The sequence below is a fragment of the Haliea sp. genome, from assembly GCF_041395985.1.
Classification (GTDB): domain Bacteria; phylum Pseudomonadota; class Gammaproteobacteria; order Pseudomonadales; family Halieaceae; genus Haliea.
Genome location: NZ_JAWKZJ010000005.1, coordinates 212,970 through 233,542 on the forward strand (window position 1 = coordinate 212,970; position 20,573 = coordinate 233,542).

Below are 20,573 nucleotides of genomic sequence, written 5' to 3' on the forward strand. Positions count from 1 at the left end.
CCTCTCAGAGCAGCATTGTAACCGGTGGCGGCAGAGCCCTCTCTCCTGCAGCCAGCGCGGTTGTCCACCGGTGCATGGCTACAACGTCTGCGTGCCCGTCGCCGTGAACCTCCGCCAGTATGGCAACGCCCTCCGCGCCGAACTCAATGGCACGGGGTATGTCTCCCCGATGCCAGTACACCGCCGCGAGCCGCCGCAGAGTATCACCTGCCAATTCATGTCGCTCACCCAGCAGCGTGCGGAAAATGCCCAGTGAACGTAGCAAAAGCGCTTCGGCCTCGTCGTACCGTGTCTGGCCATTGCGAGCGGCCGCGAGGTTGACCAGATCAATCGCCAACTCCCGACTCTGGGGGCCCAGTACACGCTCATCAATGGCCACAGCTTGTGCGAGGTAGGTAGCCGCCTCGTCAAACTCGCCAAGCTTAAGGTATGCGGTGCCAAGGCCACTGACGGCCGCCGCAATAGCCGGGCTATGTTCCTCATGGTTTTCCCGCAGGATTTCCACCGCGCGAAGCAGATACGCGATGGCACCCTGCGGATCGCCCAGCTCCCTTCGGGCTGAGGCCAGTTGATTCAACAATACGGCGAGGCTTGGATGACGCGGGCCCAGCACCTGCTCATCCACTGCCAGGGCCTGCTGCAGGTGATCCGCTGCTGCCGCGGGATCACCGGACTCCAGCAGGGCGATACCCAAGTTTCCTCTGGCGACAGAGGTCTGTGGATGGGTGTCGCCAAACAGGCTGCGGCGCATGGCGTAGGCATGCTGCAGCATGTCTATCGCCTCACTGTGGCGCGCTTCACGCGACAGCAGGGTGCCCAGAGCATTCAGGGTGGTGGCATGAGGCGCGCTGTCGATCGCAGCCCGGCGATGAAAGGTCAGCGCCTCAACCAGCAGATCTCGAGCTTCCGCATAGCGGCTGGTGACGATATGAACAATGCCAAGATTGGTGAGTGTTCGCGCGCGCCGCGCCAGCTCATCTTCTGGCAGCGTCGCCAGGGCGCGACGATGGTAGCCCTCGGCAACATCCAGCCGACCCAGCTGGAAGTTGGCTTCGCCAAGTTCCGCGAGCACATCCGCCTGCATCAGGCGGCTGTTGTCCACCTCCCTTTCGAGCAGCGTCAGTGCCTGCAACAGAAGCTCATCCGACTGCTGGTACCGACCGAGGCTGCGGCTCACCTGACCCAGCACATGGAGCATGGTGGCCTGCAGTGCAGTATCGCCGTGGATTGCCCCTGCCCGCTCGATGCCGCGATCAACCAACTGAATGGCAGTCACGTCACCACCCCGCGACTCAGCCGGATCCGCGGCGCGGAACAGATCCACCAGATAGCCGCTGATCTGCTGCGCCTTCGCGGCTTCCCGCTCTGCCAGCAAGGCAGCGGCAGCCGCGCGATCGCGCTCGGTGGAAAGTCGCTCAACATGTGCGGCCAATGCCGCCAGCACGACAAGCGGCACGACGAGAGACGCGGCTACCGCCAACGCGTTTCTGCGCAGGAAACGACCGGCTCTGTAGCGCCGGTTGCCGGCCCGGGCGAGCACCGGCAGGCGCTCGCGGTAGCGTTGAATATCGACGCTCAACTGTTCTACCGAGGCATAGCGGTGCTCCGGCTCCTTGCGCAAAGCCACCTGGCAGATGGCATCAAGGTCGCCCCGCAGCGTGCGGGCCAGCCGCTCGGGAGTGCTCGCCCTGGCTGCCGCGAGTTGCCGGGGGTCTTCGTCATCTGCGTCCCGGGCCAGAACTCGCTCAGGCAAACTGGGCGGCACCTGGTGCAGAATCGCATCCTGGAACAGAGCGGGCTGGCCGTCGCGCACGCGGTAGGGTGAGCGCCCTGCGAGCAGCCTGTACAGCAAGACACCCAGCGCATAGACGTCAGTGGCGGTTGAAACACGCTCACCCAGCAACTGCTCGGGGCTCGCGTAAGCCGGGGTCAGCAGCCGTCCACCGGGCTCCGTCAGCTCGTTCCCCGGGGTGGAAGCGGCGTCGGACTGCAGGACTTTTGCAATGCCGAAGTCGAGCAGCTTCACCTGTCCGGCGTCGGTCACCAGGATGTTGCTGGGCTTCAGATCCCGGTGCACCACCAGCCTCTGGTGGGCATACTGCACCACCTGGAAGACCTGTTCCAGAAGAGTCAGTCTCTGTGAGACATCCAGCCGTCTGCGGTCACAGTATTCCGTGATGGGTGTGCCATCGACATATTCCATGATGAAATAGGGCCAGCCGTCATCCGTGACGCCGCCGTCCAGCAACCGAGCCAGATTGGGATGCTCGAGGGATGCCAGAATCCTGCGTTCTTCGCGAAATCGTTCCACAGATTCATCGCTGTCCAGCCAGCGACGGAGCACCTTGACAGCGACCGTTTGCTGGAACTCGCCGTCGTCTCGCTCACCCTTCCAGACAACGGCGGTGCCGCCCTTGCCCAGGCATTGCACAAGTTTATAAGGGCCTACGTGGCTTACGGTCGCGGGGCTTGAATCGTCGCCGGATGGCTCCCGCAAAGCTGCAGCTGCCAGCATGGCAACCGAGGCGGGGGCTCTGTCAAACAGGGCATGGGAGCGCGCCTCCGCATCCAGCAGACGGCCTACCGTTTCTGCCAATGCGGGGTCATCTTCACGGCAGCGAGCCAGCTGGGAGGCACGCTCCGCTGCGGGCAGATCGAGCAATGCACTAAACAGAGCATCTGCACGGACCCACTCCCCGGTGAGGGCAGCGCGCGATGGTATCGCATGTCGCGGTGACATCCGTGATCTCCTAACGTGGTGACGCCTTATCCTAGCTCAACAAGATCGTTGCGGGCGATAGCAAACATCGCACCGCTCACAATCCCCGGGCGAGCCGAGACGCCTGGGGCTGGCGGAGACCCGGCACGGATTGCGGTACTCCAGGTACCACCCGGAGGGAATTGCCATGCTTTACCGAAAGTTACTCGTGGCGTTGGTCACCATGGTCAACGCCAGTACTCATGCCGCGGATACACAGGCGGTCTTTGGCGAGTGGGCCATGGACGCCGCGACCTGCAGTGAATCGCGCCTCACATTCACCACCGAATACCGGCATGAGGCACTGATGGCTGAGGGCAATGAATGGTTGATACTGGCCTCTGCCGATTTCACTTTTGAGGGCGATGTGATTCTGGTGAAAACCAGCGAGTATCAAAGTCACCAACGCCTGCGCGTAATCGTCGCCACAGAGAGCGCCCTGCAACTGCGCACGGAAGACGCCGCACGCGCGGAGGCGATTGGCACTGATACCCTGTCACTGGTTCGCTGCCCTCCTCGCTGACGCCCACTTTGCTCTACAGCGAGGGCCGCTGCGGCTCAGGCCGGATTCAATGCATCCATCAGGTAGGCGCGGGCCCGTGACCAGTCGCGTTCCAGTGAGCGCATGGGGCGCTGCAACACCGTGGCGGCCTCCTGCATGGTCATCCCCGCGAACAGGCGGCACTCGGCGAGTGTCTCCAGGGCTGGATCCAGCTTGCCGAGTTCGCGCATTGCAGAATCGATTGCGATAACGTCAACGACGGACGTGGCCAGGCCATCGCCGTGGGAATCCGGGTCGAGTTCCAGCGGCACAGCACCGCCGCCTCGTTTCACCGCGCCGCGACGACGGGCGTAGTCGACGATAAGCTGACGCATCGCGGTAGAGGCCAGCTTCAGAAATTCATCTCTGGGCAAGGCGGCGTGTGCCTCATCGGCGCTCAGACGAATCCAGGCCTCATGCACCAGTGCGGTGGTATTCAGCGTCGCACCGGGACGGTAGCGCCGGAGCTGACGGTGCGCAGCCAGCCGCAGACCGCTGTACAGCGCGTCCAGCCGGCCTTCTACCAACGCTTGTGTTGTCACTGCATTGCCATCCCCGATCGCCTTCGCGGTGTCGAGGATTATACCCGCTCGTCACGCCGTCACAAGTGACCGCGTCACGGGGCGACAGCGTTACTCGGGTGCAGTTAAGCGTCGCTTTTCTTCTCTGCGCAGAATGTCCCGTTCACGGCGCAACTGATCGTAGCGAATTTTGATCTGGCGCTGCTGCTCGGCCGCCTCCGTCATCTGCCGCACGGCCTCCTGGCGCACCGGGTCAGCGGCGCCGCCGGCCTGCAGCAATCCGGGGTTCAGCATGCGCTGCTGTGACTCCAAGGCCTGCAGTTCGCTACGCTCCTGCCACTCCAGCGCAAAGTCCTCATCCAGATTCCTGCGCTCCCATGCTCGCAGCTTGGCGCCATGAAGATAGTCGCCCAGCAGCCCGAGATGCCGCTCATGCAATCGCTCTACCTCGCGCTGTTCGCGTTCATTCCACTGCAGTTCAGTCCGCGTCAGCTCACCGCCGATGGGGCTCGCGATTATCGGTTGTGGCGTCTGCATCAGCCCAAGCGCCTTCGCGCGATTGAGCACCCGCTGATCGCGCTCGGACAGCAGAGCATCCTTGCGCTCTTCCGCCGCCAGCTGCGCCTCATGCACGCGCATGGCACCGCTCTTGCGCGCAGCAAACACCGCATCCTGATGCGCTGCAGTCTCCTCCTCCATGGCACTCAGCCGATTGAGTAGCTCCGCCTCCGAGGCCGCTGTGAGCGTGCCCGCCAGCCGCTTCTGTAACGCCGCTTCCAGGGCGGCCACTTCGCTCTCTGTCGCAGCTTCCAGCCGAACGCGCTCCAGGTCGAACTCCGTGTCCACCGCCCTGACGCGCTCCTGGTAATGCGACGCCATATCGCCCACCTCCAGACGCAAGGTCGTCACCGCGTCGTTGAGCTGCTGATTGCGCGCTTTGCGCAGCGCCCGGCGTTCTCGCTGCGCATCGCGACGCAGTTCCTTCAACTGGCGTTCGTCAAGGCCGGTATCGGCTCGAACGCTGACCGCCGGCAGCGCGGTGGTCAGCGTGACGGCCAGCGTCGTCACCGTCAGCATGAGCGCACTGCTCAGCAGCGCGGCAAAGATCGGGGTTTTCATGCGTGAACGTTGCAGATATCTCATCGTGTTCTCTCCGGTCATGCCGTCTTGTTGTTCATCTCGCCATCGCGCCAGATTTTCAGCCACGCGTTGATGGTGTCCGCCAGATAACCTGCATCGCCCCCGGATACTGCCCACCCCACCAGCGGCACACGCGTGGCCGGGCTCGTGATGGAGAACACCAACCGCAGGTAGCGATCAGTCACTTCTGCACTGTCAAGGCTCTGCAGCGGGAACTCGAAGGTTTTGACTTCGAGACTGGAGACGCGGCGGATCAATACCCGCCCCGGCCCTGCCTCAAGTCGCAGCCGGGTGCTGCGGGTGAGAAAGAAGTGGCCCATATAGGCGAGCAGCGCGAGGGTCAGCCCCCAGGCAATTCCCTGCAGGAACTCGCCACCCAACAACTCGGCGAATGCGATGAGGCCGCCGATACCGACAACCGGGCCCAGCATAAACCAGAGAAACAGGCGTGGGAGTTCCAGCACCAGCTCCAGCGTTTCAGGGGTGTTCTTCAGGACTTTCATGTCAACGCGCCCTCCACACCCGAGCCGGGTTGCTCCGGCACAGATTCAGACTGATCGAGCCAGCTGTTCAGGGTGCTCACGGCGTACAGCAGATCCAGCGGGTCCGGGCGGAACAGATCCAGCGGCACTCGGGACAGCGTGTCACCCTGCGCAAGCACCAGGAGCAGCCGATACTCCGGCAGACTGTGCCGTCGATTGTGCTGCGTTTCCACCTCCAGCTGCTTCAACGCCGGCAACGGATATTCGGCCACCTGATCCCCGAACACCGCTCGGGAGCGAATGCGGAGCGTGCCCGCATGCCGATCGGCATGGAATACGACCTGGCGCAGAATCTGCGTCATCAGGATCCATCCCAGAGCAGCCAGCAACAGGCTGCTCATGATGATTCCGTTCAAGGCGCCTTCAGACAGGGCGCGCAGAAACGTAATGCCCAGAATCGCCGCGACGCCTCCAAGGCCTACCAGCCAGTCGATCGGCATATGGGTCATCTCGAGTTCGGCAGTGGACTGTTTAATCACTCTCACGATGGGTATCCCTCGGCTGACGCAGCATGATCGTCGGAGCTTTCTTTGCAGCTTACTTCGCCTAACGCAATACACGGCCCACTTCCGCCAGCAAAAACCCCGCTGGCGGAATATTTGCACGCAATCCGTTATACCTGCAGAAACCTTACGTGAAGGCGGAACACCATGTCGAAACTCTGTGCCCCGGGCACGTATCCGGACCCTATCCGCAGGCCGCGCCGCGTTGCGGGCGAGTGGCAGAGTGGACTCTGTGCGCTGCTTTTCCTCGTCGGCATGTGGTGCCTGTTACTGGCACCTGACCTTGTGGCCCAACCCGAGGCGCCCCAGGCGCCCCCTGCCCCCGCGCCCGGTGAGGCAGCGGCCAGTACGCCCTTGCAGTTCAACACACCCTACGCGCTCGATGGAACCAAGCGACTGCAATTCACCCTGACACGGGCGCAATACGCCCTGGGCTGGACGGATCATGTCGCGACCAAGAGCGGTGGCGCCAACGCAGATGAAAAAATGCTGGTGATTTTCTTCACGGTTGAGAATACCGGCGCCGAGGAGATACGATTCCGCGACAGCACGCTGGAATTCCTGGTGATCGACGAGCAGGGATTGGTGCATGAACGCACTGCACCCATGGAGATTCGCACCGCACGTTTCACCGCCGCTGCAGCGGCGGCTGATCACCAGCTCAAGGAAACCCTGTTGCGGACGAACTCGCCTCTACTGCTGTATACCGCGGTGCTTGTGCCGAAACGTCTGCGCATGAGCCAGTTGCTGGTGAGGCAAGGCAACAGTGAGCTCAGCTTTCCACTCTCCGGCCAGATTGAGCCACTACCGCCGGCCTTTCAGGAAGGACACCCCGAGGTGGTCCGTGAAGACATCGAAGTGGGCCCAGGGCAGTTTCTTCCCGGACCCTCGTTCGATATCCGTATCGACCGCTCCGAGGTCACCGATGACCCGGCGCGTGTCGGGCGCAAAGCGGCCCAGGGTAGTGAGCGCTGGGTACTGGTGAGCATGACCGTACGCAACCGGGCAGAGCGCGCACAGAAATTTTCCCGCGGCAGCTTCCGGGAAACCCGCATTGTCGACACCAGGGGCGAATGGCACGAGCCACGTCTCGTGCTGCACGCAGAGCGCGCGGAAAAATACGGCACGCCTATCGAGCCGGCAAAAAGTGATCGCTTCATCGTCGCATTTCGACTGACCGAAGACGCCGCGCCCAAGACACTGAGGCTCCAGGTTACGGGTGCCGACGGCAATCTATCCCATCGTTTCCTGGTAGGCCTTGATGGCGGTCCGCGGCTGAGCGACGCCGGGGAGGCACCGGTCGCGCCGGGGGTTCTGTATGTGGGTGCCTACGCCCTGCTACAGGCAGACGCCCCGCTGACCACGGTACTACCGGCGATACAGGCCGATGAAGCGGAGGCGGAGCCGGCGCCGCCCCCTGTCCCCTGGAACTGGGGTAGCGTGCCGGGCTACACCGAAGCCAGCGAGGCAACCGAGGAAGGCAGTGCATCCAGCGATACGCCGGCTCCGACGCCACTGCAAAACGTTGCGATGTCCCTGGATAGCATCGAGGGCTGGTCGGTGACGGAGACCGACGGCGATGAGCCGTATCTTGTGGTCTGGAGTTTTCGCGGCAGCCTCGCACCCCAGGGCTACGGTACCGGCGTGGTCGTCCTTTCTGCGCCGATGGTGACACTGGGCAACACCGGCTTTCTGTCGACAGGAGGTGTTCCCTACGCGCCGGACAGCGACCAGTTCCGACAACGCTTTCCCTACACGTTCAACACTGTGCAGCCCTATGAGTTTTACGGCCTCGTGGTCACGCTGGCAGAGGCCGACAGCAGTTCTCACAACAGTCGACGCGCCTTCGGTGAGCGTCTCGGGCAGGCAATGGACACGGTCATTCGCAGCCACGTCAATGGCGCCGCAGCCATTGATACCCGCGACGGCAGCAAGACAACCCAGGAAGCCTACCTGCAGCGGGTGCAGCAGATGCTCAACGCCATGCGCAGCGTGCGGGTGAACAACATCTTCAGCGCCACGGCGGGTGCCAGCGGCGTCAACAGTGACGACTACCTCGCAACACGGGTCTATGCCGGTGTGCACCTGCCGGCACTGGGTACAGGAGGGTCCAGTGCTACCGTCATGCGCGGCTCGAAGACCTGGTCGGAACTGATCGAGGCTGGGTCGAATATGGGGCTGCCTGTCCCCTACGAGCTGCTTTGGCGGCACACAGTAACGCCGTAGGCGCTATAACCCGTCGGTGCAGCGCTGCGCCGCCGGTCCCGCCACCCCCGCTTGTCCACCCGCCGATTACGGCATATCCTCTGCCATTATAATGTGGCACAGTGTATGCCGTAATTACATAATAATGCGAGGACTGCCACCATGCAGACAATACGGCCACTGGTCGCCGCGCTCTCCCTGTGCAGCTGCGGTGCGCTTGCCCAGGCTGGCGTATTGGAGGAGGTCATTGTGACGGCGACCAAGCAGGTCGAAAGCCTGCAGGACATCGCCGTCACCGTCAATGTCTTCACTGAGGACGCCATTCAGCAGGCCAATATTCGCGATGCTTCGGATATCGCCATCCTGACGCCTGCGCTGAATATCAATGCCAATATCAGCCCCTTCAGCAGCCGCATTTCCATACGCGGCATCGGCACCCCCGGGTCCTCGTTTCTTGAGCCCTCCGTTGGCACCTTCGTCGACGGGGTTTACCTGAACCGCTCGGGCCTTGCCGTGTCGGACCTGGTCGATGTAGCGCGCATTGAAGTGCTGCAAGGCCCACAGGGTACGTTGTACGGCAAAAACACCAACGCCGGGGCCATCAGCATCACCACGAAACGCCCCAGCTTTGAGGCGACCGAGGGGCACCTGGAGGCCACCGCCGGCAACTATGCGATGGGGCGCCTCACCGGCGCACTCTCGGGGCCGCTGAGTAACACCCTCGCCTATCGCGTCGCGGGCAACGTGCATCAACGGGATGGCTACCTGCAGAACCTGGCCGGAAAGGACCTCAACGATGCCGATGAATGGAACCTCGTTGGCAAGTTGCTGTGGGAACCCGATGATCAGTTTTCCATGCTGGCCAAAGTCAGCCATGTGCGACGCGATATGAACTGCTGCGCACCGGATTCAGTGCACGACCCGCGGGCCGAGCAGGCGATTATCGACCGCGGACTGCCCCCGCTGGGCACTGACCCCTTCGACCAGAGAACCGCGCAGGACACACTGACCCCGTTCAAGCAGGAATCCAGCGCCGTCTCCCTACACATTGACTACGACACTGGCTGGGGAACGCTGCAATCGATTACCGCCTGGGACGACTACGACGTCGATTCGTCACAGGAGACCAGCCGTTCGGTGCTGGACACCACCTTCCTCAATCAGCCGCAATCCGGCGACAGCGTTTCCCAGGAATTGCGTTTCAGCAACAGCAGCGACCGCATTGACTACATGGCAGGCCTCTACTATTTCCAGCAAACCACCCGCGAGTTCGAGGGCGAACTCAGCGCGCTGGTGGGTGACGATGTCGGTGTTGGCACACAGATTTTCGGCCCGCAACTCGGGTTTATCGCGGCACCGGGCGACAGCGCAATCCAGGACAACGTGTTCGACACCGATACGGTTGCCCTGTTCAGTCGCGCCACCTGGCACGTGGGTAGTGACTGGCATCTCACCGGCGGACTGCGCTGGAGCCGGGAAAGGAAAGAGGCCGACCTGTTTGTGGCGGTGGAATCGACTGCACTGACTGCCCGGGACCCTGCCACGCTACCGGCGCCGCTGCTTGCGTTGCTAGCACAGCAGGGCATTTTCCCGCCCTTCTCGCTGCTGGCTGCCGCACGCCCGGAAATCGATGAACGTTTCAGCCGCGAGTCCGAGAATGTCGACTGGCTGGCCAGCGTCAGCTACGACCTCAACCTGGACACGCTGTTGTTCGCCAGCGTCTCCACCGGCACCAAGTCCGGAGGCTTCAACGGCGTGGCAGGCGCAACGGATGAACGGGAGTTCGATGACGAAGACACCACCAGCTATGAACTGGGCGTTAAAAGCACTCTGCTGGATGCGCGCCTGCGCATCAATTCAACGCTCTTTTTCACAGCGATCACCAACCTGCAGAGCTCTCAACAGGCGGCTTCAGGTCTCGGGCAGGTGACCCGCAATCAGGGCGAGGCAGAGGTGTCGGGCATTGACCTGCAGGTGGACGCACTGCCGCTGCCCAATCTTACCCTCAGCCTCGGGCTGCAGTACCTCGATACCTACGAATTCACGGCCGGACCTGACGAGGGACTGAACCTGCCCTTTGTCGCGGAGCTCAGCGGCAGTCTGGCGGCAACGCTGGTGTTCCCGCTTGCCCATGGCAACCTGTACCTGCGCAGCGACTACAACGTCATGGGAGACCACTGGACCAACTCCGCCAGCGCGGCACAGCTGGAAGCCAAGGACGAGCAGAACCGCGAGAACCTCAACATGGCGCTGGGCTGGCGCAACGACCAGTGGAATATCAGCCTGTGGGGCAAGAACCTGGGCGATGAAGCCTATGCCGTGCAAACCCTCACGCCCTACCCGGTAACGGATATGGATGCCTACTTCCTGACACCGCCCCGAACCTGGGGCCTGACCCTGCGCTACGATCTCTAACGGTGCCCGCGGCTAACGCGGCGCCGAGCGCCTCATGCGGTAGGCAACGTAGAACGGCAGCAGTACCAGCAGGGACACCAGCAGCACCCCCAGCGCATCCGCGTAGCGCGCCTTGACTGTGTTGGTCAGCAACTGGCCCATCTGGGAGTAGCCGGGCGGCAGCGGCAGCACGCCGTTTTCGGCTTGAAAACGCTGATAGCGTAACTGCATCGCCCGGAAGCGATCGGGCTGCTGCGCGGCAAGGTCGACGACTTCCCCGGGATCGCTGACGATGTTGTAGAGCCGCCACTGCCCATCACCCAGGGGCGGCCGGTTCAGCACCAGTTTGTAGTCGCCCTGGAACAGGGCCGCATGGCCCGTGAGTTCGTACCCCACCGCGTCATGCTCTGCATAAACGCGTTCCCTCTCGCCGGTCAGCAGCGGCGTCAGATCCCGCCCCGTGATCGGCTGCACGGGCTTGCCGGCGTAGCGTGCGCCCGGCAACGGCGTGCCGGTCAGGGAGAGAATGGTCGGCGTGATGTCCGTCGCCCAGGCGAAGGCCGGCGTCAGTGTGTTGTGTCGCGGCAGCAGATCGCCGGCGATGATTAGCGGTACTCGCATGCCGCCTTCCCCGGTATAGAACTTGTAGAACGCCAGGGGGCTGGCGGCGGCACTGGCGAAGCCGGGGCTGATGGTGTTGTAGCTGCCCTGCAGGCCTAGGCGTTCGTAATCCACATGGTACCCCATCATGGCAGCACCGAAACGTGATGACAGGGCCTCCTGATCCGCCGGGCCACTGCCCTCACTGCCGTTGTCGGAGGTAAAAATGAACACCGTGTTGGCGTATTCACCATGGGCCCTGAGGTAATCCACAAGGCGACCAATATGAAAGTCCATGGCTTCAATCATGCCGGCATACACCGCCATGCGCTTCGCTTCGTAACGTCTGCGGTCTGCCGTGAGCGCGTCCCAGTCACCGCGGGATTCCATCCACTGCAGCGCGGTCTGCGGCGGCACAATCCCCAGAGCGATGGCCCGCTGCAGGCGCGCCCGGCGCAGCTCATCCCAACCTCCGTCATAAACGCCGCTGTAGCGGTCAGTGAACGCCCGCGGCGCCTGCACCGGCATGTGTACCGCCATGAAGGGGATATAGGCAAAGAACGGCTTGCCGTCCTGCAGGTTGCTGTCGATAAACTCAATGGTTTTATCGATCAGGAAGCGCGATGAATAAAAGTCCTCCGGCAGCGTGGTGGGTTCACCATCAGCGAACCAGTTGGCCCGGTCATACAGCGGCAGGTAGGGGCGCTGCTCCCAATTGTCGGCACCGGAATCCATCAGTGCGACGGTGCGGGAGAACCCCCTGCGGCTGGGGCGCTTGTCTGCGCTGGCCCCCAGGTGCCACTTGCCCGCCATGTACGTGTGATAACCCGCGCCTTCCAACAGGGTGGCCACGGTTACCACGTTGTCGCCCAGCACGCCCTGGTAGTGCGCGTGCCGGCGCTGCTCCGGTGCCAGCATCTCCGGGATATTGGGCACGCCAGCCAGATGGTTGTTGACGCCGGTCAGCAGCATGGCCCGCGCAGGGGCACAGTTGGCGGCAGTGTGGTAGTTGGTGAAGCGCACCCCCGTTTCAGCAAACGCGCTCAGCGTTGGCGTCTGCACCTCGCTGCCAAAAGGCGCGATATCGGTGAAGCCGAGGTCGTCGGCAAGAATGAACACAATATTCGGCCGCGGGTCGCCTGCATCGGGCGACACCGCCTCTGCCGCAAGCACGTTGGGCAGGCCTGCGGCGAGCGCCAGTCCCGCCAGCGTTGCGCACCAGCGCCTGCGGCGGTCTGCCACTCAGTCAGCCTCGGGCAGATAGCGTGCGGCGACCAGTAGCAGCAGCGCGATGATGACCTCGGGGGCGATCAGCTGCAGGGCCAGCGCGGCGTCGTGCAGCAGCCATGCCAGTACGCGGCCCACTGCGGCAAAGGCGAGCAGCATGATTGCCGGGTAGTACCAGAGGCGACGTCCACTGATCAGCGCGATCAGCATGCAGGCGCCCAGGGTCAGGAAAAACCCCGCCAGGTCCCCGATCTGGGAACTGAGGCCGATACCCTCCTCGAGGGTCAAACCAAGCATGGGCGCGACGCCGGCGGGCGCAATCAGCCAGCGCACGCCGGTAACGATGAACAGCAGCGCTGGTACCAGTACCAGCACGCGCAGGGCGTTTTGTGTGATGGGCATGGACAAGCCTCCTTGGCTGCGGCCCGCAGCAACATGGCCCGCTGGCCGCGTATTTTTTGACATGACTTATGTCATTATGTAGCCTGATCTGTGACCAGTCCACACCGCCTGCGCGGAAACCGGAGAATGCCATGAAAAGGTCTGCCGTCGTTATCGGTGTCGCACTTGTCCTGGCCGCCATCGCCTACAGCCAGCGCGCCAACATTGTCGCCCGGGTGCTGGAACAGGGCCTTGCATCACGCCTGGGTGCCAATGCGCTGGCAGAACTCGAGGATGGCCTGCACCTTGCCCTCTGCGGCGCCGGTGGCCCACTGCCTGCCCCCGATGCCTCGGGGCCCTGCGTCGCCGTGGTGGCCGGCTCAGCGCTGTACGTGGTTGACGCAGGCACGGACGGTGTGCGCAACCTGAACCGCATGGGCTACCCGGTCGGCGCCCTGCAGGGCGTATTCCTGACCCACTTCCACTCCGATCACATCGATGGGCTGGGCGAGATGGGCACCCTCCGCTGGGCCAGCGGGGATAACCACAGCCCGCTGCCGGTGTACGGCCCTCCCGGTGTGACAGGGGTTGTGGATGGATTCAACCTCGCCTACGCACAGGACTTCAACTACCGCCACGAACACCACGGCGACAGCGTCGCTCCGCTGCGCGCGGCGGGCCTGAGCGCCATACCGTTCGCCATGCCTGCCCTGGGTGAACTCACCACGGTGCTTGAGGCCGGTGGGTTGACCGTTGAGGCGCTGGCGGTTGACCACTCGCCCGTGGAGCCCGCGGTGGGCTATCGTTTCAGCTACAAGGGGCGTTCACTGTTGATCACGGGTGACACGGTGAAACTGGCCAATATCGCGCAGTTTGCCCAGGGGGTAGACCTGCTGGTGCACGAGGCGCTGGCGCCCAACCTGGTTAACCTGATGCACGAAGCCGCCCTGCAGAACGGCAACAGCATACTGGCGAAGATCACCCACGACATCCTCGACTACCACGCCAGCCCGGTAGAGGCGGCTGAAACGGCGCGCAGCGCGGGTGTCGGGCACCTGCTCTACTACCACATCGTGCCGCCGCTGGTCGTCCCCGGGCAGGAGGCGCTGTTCCTCAACGGCGCCGAGGACATTTTCCCCCGTTACACGGTCGGCAAAGATGGTGTGTCGTTCTCGCTGCCGGCGGGCACAGACGTCATCGTGCAGACCCGCAGCGGACTCTGACGGCATCAAGCCGCGTCCGGCGCGCCGCGTTGCAACTGCCGCTGTATCTCGCGTGCAAACAACCACAACCTGTCCTGCCCCCATAGCGCGAGCAATGAAGCGCCCTGCGCGTCAAGCAACCTGAAGCTCGGCACACCCCACAGCCCAGCCGCGTACATGGCCAGGCGGTTTTCCTCCAGCAGGGCCTCCCATCCCGGCTGCCCCAGGTGCGCACTTGCGGCCCGCCAGTCGAGATCCGCCCCTTCCACCACCTTGCGCAGACCGCGGTCATGGCAGGTGTTGGTGCCAAGCGCAAAGGCGTGACGCAGGAAGCTCGACAGCAACGCATTGCCCTTGCCCTGCTCTGCAGCCCAGGGATACAGCGAATAGCAGCGCCTGGCAGGTTCTCCTATCGGATCATAGAAGTTGCCGTAGGCCACCCCGGCCGCCCGGGCTTCGCGGGCGGCATCCATGAAAATATAAAAGCCTTTCTCTCGTGTGGCGGGCACGCCGCGCATGACCATGGGCAGGACCGGTCGCACCTGCAGTGTGACGCCGGTATCGCGGGCCAGCTGCACGGCCCGGTCAAACACGATCGCGGTGTAGGGGCTGCGCAGGGATGCGTACATTTCCAGCGTGAGTGTACCGCTGTCGCGCAGCTCGCCCACGTCGACCTCCGGTCGCGGCACGAGCATTGGCTCACCTGGCTGCCGATCCGCACCGAGGGCCGCGAGGCGCTTTTCCAGGTGATACAGGCGATCCACACCCCAGTACCATTCGCCCCCGTAATACAGCATGGCGCCGGAATAGTGCTTCAATTCCGCACGCCGCTGGTTCCCGGCATCGAGCGCAGCACGCACCTGCTGGACCGGCGCCTGTCCGTGGTGCCTGGCGAGTGACGCCAGGGCCTCCGCATCGCGCGCCCACAGCGCACTCCCCACAGCCGCGGCGAGCGTGGTGAAATCCGCCGATGGCTGGGCCGCAAGAATCGATGACGCCTGTTCTACCAACGCGGAAGCCGGTGGCTCCGGGTGGCAAGGAAACGCCAGCCCATACTCCGGCGCAACGTGACAGGCATCGTTGCGCGACAGCTGCAGCAGCAACTCGGGCTCAGCCACGTTACGGCCCTGCGGCCCCTCTACCAGGTGACAGTGCAGTTCGATGGCATAACGCGCAACCAGTCGCGGCAGCACCTGGGCCATAAGGTGGCTGTATCCGTCATCGACCTGATGGAAATACTCGACCCGGTGGGGTGCCCCTCGCCTGATGCGTCGTTTTTCTGCTTTGGCACGGCGCCTGTCGACAGTGCCGGGGCTGAACAGATGGGTCATCAACGTGGAGGTAATCCACCGCGCCACGGGACTCGGATCCATCGTGGCAGCGCCACCCTGTTCCCTGAATTGCTCGGCCATGGGCTACCCTCTGTGGCGATCTACCGGTCGGGGATCAGACCCCGAAGAAGTTTCGTGACAATGGCAATGCTGTTTTCCCTGCTGAGCCCCTGATGCTCACGCAGGCGATGCCACATTTCAAACGAGGCGATCGCGTCGACCGCCTCCCGCTCATCGGCTGGCAGCGCGTGCAGTTCAGGGAGCCAATCATTGAGGTTGTGTCGCAATCCACGCAGGGCGCGCGCATAGTTCCTGCGCAGGAACTCATAGCGCCAGCGCTGGGCAGCGGTGGACAACATCACATTGCAGATCTGCTCATAGGCATCCGCATAGCACTCCACCGCGTGCACCAGGCGTTCATCCAGCGTGCCCGCACGGTCGCCGCCCGTGAAGAGATTTTTCCAGGTTTCACCGAGTTGCTCATTGACTGCTTCAGCGAGCGCACCCATGTCCTCAAAGTGACGGAAAAATGAGCGAATGCCGACACCCGCTCGCTGGGCCACCTGCTGCGCCGTGGGCACCAGTACGCCCTCCTCCATCAGCGCGACCGCGGCCTCGATAATGGCGCTGCGACTGCGTTCACTGCGCAGACGACGCCCGTCAACGACGGTTGTCCGTACCGCTTCACCCATGATCGTCCATAGCTGGATTGCCGCCTCGGGATATAATGACATTTAATATGCAATATTTTGCCACGATTTGTGGCCATTGCCTATTTGGTGCGGAAACGCTGAAGCAGCATGATCACCGAACGAGAATCCGGACCACAGTGCTTATCGCCCAGAGCTGCCGGGGCGCAGGCAAACGGCGGCCCCCCAACAGCGCAAGATAGCGGGGCGCCAGGCAAGAGCCATTGCCACCGCCAGCGCCGCCGGCACCAGCAGCATAACCCAGACCAGCACCGCCATGGTCGGCGCATCCGCACGCAGACAGGCGGCCAGTGCAGTCGCCAGCGCCAGCCACCCGAGACAGCGCAATACGAGAGCGGGGTGCCTGCGCGCAGCGGTGGCGGACATCACCTGAACCCAGTGTACCGGCTTGGCCAGCGCCAGCCACACCGCGCCACTGAAGCAGCCCACGGCAGCGAGCCACAACCAGGCCACATCAGCCACGTGACGCCTCCACAGGTTCTACAGCGGTGCTGGCGGCCTCTGCACCCCGCCCGTACAACCTCACTGCCGCCGTGAACGCGATGACTGCCGTTGCCAACAGACTGGCATCCACGCCGGCGACCGGCCAGTAGCCCGTTGTGACCGTGTGCCACAGGTGATCCCCCGTGGTCACCCAGTTGAGCGTCACCGCCAGCACCGCGAGCGCGGCAATGCCGATACATTGCTCACGCCAGGCCGGTGACACGGCGCCCCCGAGCAGCGCGGTGCTGCGCACCCAGGCGTGCAGCAGAGCGCACAGCCAGGTGCACCAGAACGCCCGCTCCTCCCATCCGGCACGCGCCGGAAGGTCAATCGGGAGTACCCGATTGGCAACCAGCATGCCCAGCACCGCCAGCACCATCCCCGTGACCGCTGTCACCGCGAGGGCGTCCACGCAACGCAGTGACCGGGGTGCGTGATGGGCCCATTGGCGCTTGCGCTTTTCCGTAAAAAAGATAAACCCCGTCGCAATACACACACAGCCAACCAGACCGCCAAGGACATAGAGCCAGCGCAGCAGCCAGTGACGGAAGTGCTGAAGATGCAGGCCAGTGAGAAACTCGCTGACCGCATGCACAGCAGACGGCGCGGGATCTTCATGCAGGATCTCACCGGTGCGTGCGCTGAAGTGTATCCCCTCGCCGACCAGCGCCACGCGGTCACTGCCGGCCCGGAAAATACTGACATAGCCATTGAGATCACCCATGTGCTCGATGGTCAGGAAACCCACCTCCCCCGGTATGCCCCGCTGCGCCCAGCGCGCCTTCGCCTGCGCCACCATGGCGTCTACCGAAGCGAGCGGCGCGGGCACGCCTGCGGGCTCATGGGGCAGGCCCGTTTGCGCCGCCTCCAGAACCTCGTGTTGCCTGTCCAGGGGCCGCAGCAGCGAGTCGTGCACGGGCAGGTAGATGGCGGCAAAGATCAGCAGACCGGTCAGGGCAAAGAAAAAATGAAAAGGCAGCGCGACCACACCCGTCAGGTTGTGCAGGTCCAGCGTGCTGCGCTGGCTGCGTTTGTGGGGCCGGAAGGTAAACAACTCGCGCAGCAGGCGGCGGTGAATCACCAGTCCGGTAACCAGCGCTGCCAGCATGGACATGGCCGCCAGCCCAACCACCCAGTAGCCGATGATCGCCGGCGAGGCGTTCAGACTGTAGTGCATGGGGTAGAAGAAATCGGTGCCGATCTGCAGCCGATTCTCGGGCAGAAACGCCCCGCTGCGCGGATCGACCTGGGCTCGCCCATGCGCATGCAGGTGATCGTCTGCCGGGTCCAGCGGCGCATTGGGTACACCGAACTCCGCGCCCACCAGCAGCACCGGGTCGCGGTGCGTGGTGTAGGCAAACAGCGACACCAGCGGCAGGCTGGCCACATCCGGCAGTTCACCCGTCACCCGGCGCGCGATGCGCTCAAGGTCAGCAGGATCCGGGCGCAGGCGCTGATACACCGGTGCCAACACCCGATCAAAGGACGGCATGGGCTGCACCGCAAAGCGGGTTTCCGGGACCGCCCAGCGGTCGATCTCGCGATCGAACACCGACAGGGTGCCAAAGAAAAACACCACCATCAGCACGTAGCCCAGCACCAGACCGAAGCCCGTATGGACCCAGGCCATAGCCTGGCGAACCGTCTCAAACATGCCTCAACCCCCGGCCAGAAGCCTGAGCTGCCAGTGGGCCGCGAGTGCCGTGGACGCTGCGCCCACGCCGAACAGGCATAAGCAAACCCGCAGCAGGCTGCGCGCAATGTACGCCCAGAGGAATAGCGCGAGAAAGCCGGGGAAGGCCACCAGCATCGCCACCATCCAGGCTTCGTCCCAGGCTATGCCGCCCGCCACCTGCGCCACAATCAGCAGGCTGCTGGCGCCCCAGACAAACGTGTAGCTGCCGAACAGGCTGACGAAGACCCGCGCTGCCAGCGCGCTACGCCGAAGCGGCTCAGCGGCCGACCGATAGTGCAACGGGCTTTCCGACATCATGGCTCCTGATCGCTTAACGACTTAATGATAATTATTCTTATTTGAAAACCGATGTCAAGTGCGGCGCACACGCTCGGTGAGTGCAGGCGCGCGGCCTGCTTTCTTGATCCGTGGCAAGCCAGACGCAATACGGATATGTAATCATGCTTCCCTGTCTGCCGGCATGACGATACGGAGGAGCGGTGGCATGAGCATCATCGATGAGATAGTCGCGGTGGTCGGGCCCAAAGGAATATTGCTGGGCGCCGATGTCCGTGCCAGGCCAAATCACAGCTGGGGCCAGGGCAGCTGCGAGGCGCAGGCCATCGTGCGCCCTGCCAGCACGGCTGAGGTGTCGGAGGTCATGCGCATCTGCCACGCGCACAACCAGAGCGTGGTGCCCTGGGGCGGTCTCAGCGGCCTGGTGGACGGCATCACCTGCTCGGCGAGTGACATCGTCTTGTCCCTGGAGCGTATGCAGGCTATCGAGCACCTCGACGACGGCGCCGGGGTGATGACGGTACAGGCCGGCGCTATTGTGCAGACCGTGCAGGAGACGGCAGCGGAAGCCGGCTGGCTGTTCGCGGTGGACTTCGGCGCGCGCGGCAGTGCGCGCATCGGCGGGATGATTGCCACCAATGCCGGGGGCAACAGCGTGGTTCGCTACGGTATGGCCAGGGAGCAGGTACTGGGGCTGGAGGCCGTGCTGGCCGATGGCACCGTCATCAGTTCCATGAACGAGATGCTGAAGAACAATGCGGGCTACGACGTGAAGCATCTGTTCATTGGCTCCGAGGGCACGCTGGGCATTGTTACGCGGGCCGTATTGCGCCTGCGCCCCGCCCCGCGGGCGACACAAACCGCCTTTGTCGCGGTGGACGAGTTCCCCTCTCTGCTGCAACTCCTGCGGCGGCTGGGCACCGAACTGGAGGGCAAGCTCAGCGCGTTTGAGGTCATGTGGAACAGCCACTATCACCTGCTGGTGGAGGAGACGCAGCGGCATCAGGCATTCCTGCCGACACACCACCCCTACTACGTACTGATCGAGGCGCAGGGTGCCAATGCGGATCACCTGGAGGCGCAATTCACGGATGTCATGGCTGCCCTGCTCGAGGACGGCCACGTGGTGGACGCCGTCATCGCGCAGAGCGGCCAGCAGGCGGACCAGCTCTGGGCGATGCGTGATGATGTGGAGGGACTTGTGCACAGCATCAGCCCGATCGCCGTCTTTGATGTCAGCCTGCCGATTCGGCACATGGACAACTATATCAACGAGCTCAACGCCGCACTGGCAGAGCAGTGCCCGGAGGCGAGGCTGGTCTGCTTCGGCCACATGGGCGACGGCAACCTGCATCTGGGCGTTGGGCCCGCCAACGACCGGCATCGCGTAGAGCGCATTGTGTATGAACACCTGGTGCCGCTGCAGGGCTCGGTTTCAGCGGAACACGGGATCGGCCTGGAAAAGCGCGAGTTTCTGTCCTGCAGCCGTTCGCCAGCCGAAATCGCCCTGATGCGCACCCTGAAACAGGCACTGGACCCGAAAAACCTGCTCAATCCCGGCAAAGTGCTGGCGCCCGATCCTGTACCGTAGCGCTGCCCTGCGCAGACTGCCGGCTTGCCCTGGAGACCGGAATCGCGCAAGACTGGACACTGACCCTGACAGAAAGACACGACGATGAAGTTCTATTCGCGCAAGTGGATCAAACCGGAAAACCTCAACCCCCACGGCAGCCTGTTTGGCGGGCAGCTGCTGAGCTGGATCGATGAGGAGGCGGTGATTTATGCCATGAGCCAGTTGGGTGGAAACCGGCACCTGGTGACCAAGTTCATGTCCGAGATCAATTTCGTCAGCTCCGCGCACCAGGGCGACATTGTCGAGATGGGGGTGGAAGTGACCGCCTGCGGTCGCACCTCGGTGACGTTGCGGGCAGAGGTCCGCAACAAGCTCACCAAGCAGACCATTATCTCTATCGATCGCATAGTGTTCGTCAATCTCGACGCCCAGGGTTCGCCACTACCGCACGGCTACACGTGGCCCGGACAGGAAGCCACCGGGTAACGCG

Annotated in this window: 18 protein-coding genes; 6 read left to right on the forward strand and 12 right to left on the reverse strand. The window is 63.4% G+C overall.

The genetic code is table 11. From position 1 onward, the window contains the following. Positions 1-4: 4 nt before the first annotated feature. The gene (locus R3E49_RS11305; RefSeq protein ID WP_371295141.1) at positions 5-2,740 is read right to left on the reverse strand and encodes a tetratricopeptide repeat protein; all 2,736 of its coding nucleotides are present in this window, start codon (positions 2,738-2,740) and stop codon (positions 5-7) included. Between the two features lie 166 nt (positions 2,741-2,906). Between R3E49_RS11305 and R3E49_RS11310 the strand changes: the two genes are divergently transcribed. Next, positions 2,907-3,281, forward strand: coding sequence for a hypothetical protein (locus tag R3E49_RS11310; protein ID WP_371295142.1), 375 nt, complete (start codon positions 2,907-2,909; stop codon positions 3,279-3,281). Between the two features lie 35 nt (positions 3,282-3,316). On the opposite strand, the gene R3E49_RS11315 is transcribed toward R3E49_RS11310, so the two are convergent. The 4 genes from R3E49_RS11315 to R3E49_RS11330 are packed head-to-tail and all read right to left on the reverse strand — an operon-like array spanning position 3,317 to position 5,987. Then, on the reverse strand, positions 3,317-3,883 hold the full coding sequence (locus R3E49_RS11315; RefSeq protein ID WP_371295243.1) for an ECF-type sigma factor: 567 nt from the start codon (positions 3,881-3,883) through the stop codon (positions 3,317-3,319). A 48-nt stretch (positions 3,884-3,931) separates the two neighbouring features. After that, the gene (locus R3E49_RS11320) at positions 3,932-4,963 is read right to left on the reverse strand and encodes a hypothetical protein (protein ID WP_371295143.1); all 1,032 of its coding nucleotides are present in this window, start codon (positions 4,961-4,963) and stop codon (positions 3,932-3,934) included. A 14-nt stretch (positions 4,964-4,977) separates the two neighbouring features. Further along, a complete protein-coding gene (locus tag R3E49_RS11325; RefSeq protein ID WP_371295144.1) occupies positions 4,978-5,463 on the reverse strand; it encodes a hypothetical protein in 486 nt (161 codons plus the stop codon). Next, positions 5,460-5,987: a hypothetical protein gene (locus tag R3E49_RS11330; protein WP_371295145.1), complete on the reverse strand. Its 528-nt coding sequence runs from the start codon at positions 5,985-5,987 to the stop codon at positions 5,460-5,462. The genes R3E49_RS11325 and R3E49_RS11330 overlap by 4 nt, the downstream gene beginning before the upstream one ends. Positions 5,988-6,152: 165 nt before the next feature. Between R3E49_RS11330 and R3E49_RS11335 the strand changes: the two genes are divergently transcribed. Further along, positions 6,153-8,231, forward strand: coding sequence for a hypothetical protein (locus tag R3E49_RS11335; RefSeq protein ID WP_371295146.1), 2,079 nt, complete (start codon positions 6,153-6,155; stop codon positions 8,229-8,231). Positions 8,232-8,372: 141 nt separating this feature from the next. Next, the gene (locus R3E49_RS11340) at positions 8,373-10,625 is read left to right on the forward strand and encodes a TonB-dependent receptor (RefSeq protein ID WP_371295147.1); all 2,253 of its coding nucleotides are present in this window, start codon (positions 8,373-8,375) and stop codon (positions 10,623-10,625) included. A gap of 12 nt (positions 10,626-10,637) precedes the next feature. On the opposite strand, the gene R3E49_RS11345 is transcribed toward R3E49_RS11340, so the two are convergent. Both R3E49_RS11345 and R3E49_RS11350 read right to left on the reverse strand, forming a co-directional pair. Then, complete coding sequence (locus tag R3E49_RS11345) at positions 10,638-12,446, reverse strand: arylsulfatase (protein WP_371295148.1); 1,809 nt, start codon at positions 12,444-12,446, stop codon at positions 10,638-10,640. Continuing rightward, positions 12,447-12,833, reverse strand: a complete 387-nt coding sequence (locus R3E49_RS11350; RefSeq protein ID WP_371295149.1) for a hypothetical protein — start codon at positions 12,831-12,833, stop codon at positions 12,447-12,449. A 131-nt stretch (positions 12,834-12,964) separates the two neighbouring features. Here R3E49_RS11350 and R3E49_RS11355 point away from each other — a divergent pair, with 131 nt between their 5' ends. Next, positions 12,965-14,035, forward strand: coding sequence for an MBL fold metallo-hydrolase (locus R3E49_RS11355; RefSeq protein WP_371295150.1), 1,071 nt, complete (start codon positions 12,965-12,967; stop codon positions 14,033-14,035). 5 nt (positions 14,036-14,040) lie between these two features. On the opposite strand, the gene R3E49_RS11360 is transcribed toward R3E49_RS11355, so the two are convergent. The 5 genes from R3E49_RS11360 to R3E49_RS11380 form a co-directional block, all read right to left on the reverse strand. Continuing rightward, positions 14,041-15,426, reverse strand: a complete 1,386-nt coding sequence (locus tag R3E49_RS11360; protein ID WP_371295151.1) for a DsbA family protein — start codon at positions 15,424-15,426, stop codon at positions 14,041-14,043. Positions 15,427-15,446: 20 nt separating this feature from the next. Beyond that, the gene (locus tag R3E49_RS11365; protein WP_371295152.1) at positions 15,447-16,079 is read right to left on the reverse strand and encodes a TetR/AcrR family transcriptional regulator; all 633 of its coding nucleotides are present in this window, start codon (positions 16,077-16,079) and stop codon (positions 15,447-15,449) included. A 99-nt stretch (positions 16,080-16,178) separates the two neighbouring features. Then, positions 16,179-16,517: a DUF3325 family protein gene (locus R3E49_RS11370; RefSeq protein WP_371295153.1), complete on the reverse strand. Its 339-nt coding sequence runs from the start codon at positions 16,515-16,517 to the stop codon at positions 16,179-16,181. Next, positions 16,510-18,192 carry a PepSY-associated TM helix domain-containing protein gene (locus R3E49_RS11375; protein WP_371295154.1) on the reverse strand — a complete coding sequence of 561 codons (1,683 nt, stop codon included), beginning with the start codon at positions 18,190-18,192 and terminating at the stop codon, positions 16,510-16,512. Before R3E49_RS11375 ends, R3E49_RS11370 begins: the two co-directional genes overlap by 8 nt. A 3-nt stretch (positions 18,193-18,195) precedes the next feature. Then, positions 18,196-18,528: an iron uptake protein gene (locus tag R3E49_RS11380; protein WP_371295155.1), complete on the reverse strand. Its 333-nt coding sequence runs from the start codon at positions 18,526-18,528 to the stop codon at positions 18,196-18,198. Between the two features lie 190 nt (positions 18,529-18,718). On the opposite strand from R3E49_RS11380, the gene R3E49_RS11385 reads away from it, so the two are divergent. Beyond that, a complete protein-coding gene (locus R3E49_RS11385) occupies positions 18,719-20,101 on the forward strand; it encodes an FAD-binding oxidoreductase (RefSeq protein WP_371295156.1) in 1,383 nt (460 codons plus the stop codon). An 84-nt stretch (positions 20,102-20,185) separates the two neighbouring features. Beyond that, positions 20,186-20,569, forward strand: coding sequence for an acyl-CoA thioesterase (locus tag R3E49_RS11390; RefSeq protein ID WP_371295157.1), 384 nt, complete (start codon positions 20,186-20,188; stop codon positions 20,567-20,569). Positions 20,570-20,573 lie beyond the last annotated feature (4 nt).

Excerpts from the sequence above, each read along its gene's own strand:
- R3E49_RS11320 (WP_371295143.1), bottom strand. The coding sequence starts at position 4,963 with ATGAGATATCTGCAACGTTCACGCATGAAAACCCCGATCTTTGCCGCG.
- R3E49_RS11360 (WP_371295151.1), bottom strand. The coding sequence starts at position 15,426 with ATGGCCGAGCAATTCAGGGAACAGGGTGGCGCTGCCACGATGGATCCG.
- R3E49_RS11310 (WP_371295142.1), top strand. The coding sequence starts at position 2,907 with ATGCTTTACCGAAAGTTACTCGTGGCGTTGGTCACCATGGTCAACGCC.
- R3E49_RS11380 (WP_371295155.1), bottom strand. The coding sequence starts at position 18,528 with ATGTCGGAAAGCCCGTTGCACTATCGGTCGGCCGCTGAGCCGCTTCGG.
- R3E49_RS11305 (WP_371295141.1), bottom strand. The coding sequence starts at position 2,740 with ATGTCACCGCGACATGCGATACCATCGCGCGCTGCCCTCACCGGGGAG.
- R3E49_RS11355 (WP_371295150.1), top strand. The coding sequence starts at position 12,965 with ATGAAAAGGTCTGCCGTCGTTATCGGTGTCGCACTTGTCCTGGCCGCC.
- R3E49_RS11335 (WP_371295146.1), top strand. The coding sequence starts at position 6,153 with ATGTCGAAACTCTGTGCCCCGGGCACGTATCCGGACCCTATCCGCAGG.
- R3E49_RS11325 (WP_371295144.1), bottom strand. The coding sequence starts at position 5,463 with ATGAAAGTCCTGAAGAACACCCCTGAAACGCTGGAGCTGGTGCTGGAA.
- R3E49_RS11340 (WP_371295147.1), top strand. The coding sequence starts at position 8,373 with ATGCAGACAATACGGCCACTGGTCGCCGCGCTCTCCCTGTGCAGCTGC.
- R3E49_RS11375 (WP_371295154.1), bottom strand. The coding sequence starts at position 18,192 with ATGTTTGAGACGGTTCGCCAGGCTATGGCCTGGGTCCATACGGGCTTC.
- R3E49_RS11390 (WP_371295157.1), top strand. The coding sequence starts at position 20,186 with ATGAAGTTCTATTCGCGCAAGTGGATCAAACCGGAAAACCTCAACCCC.
- R3E49_RS11350 (WP_371295149.1), bottom strand. The coding sequence starts at position 12,833 with ATGCCCATCACACAAAACGCCCTGCGCGTGCTGGTACTGGTACCAGCG.
- R3E49_RS11385 (WP_371295156.1), top strand. The coding sequence starts at position 18,719 with ATGAGCATCATCGATGAGATAGTCGCGGTGGTCGGGCCCAAAGGAATA.
- R3E49_RS11365 (WP_371295152.1), bottom strand. The coding sequence starts at position 16,079 with ATGTCATTATATCCCGAGGCGGCAATCCAGCTATGGACGATCATGGGT.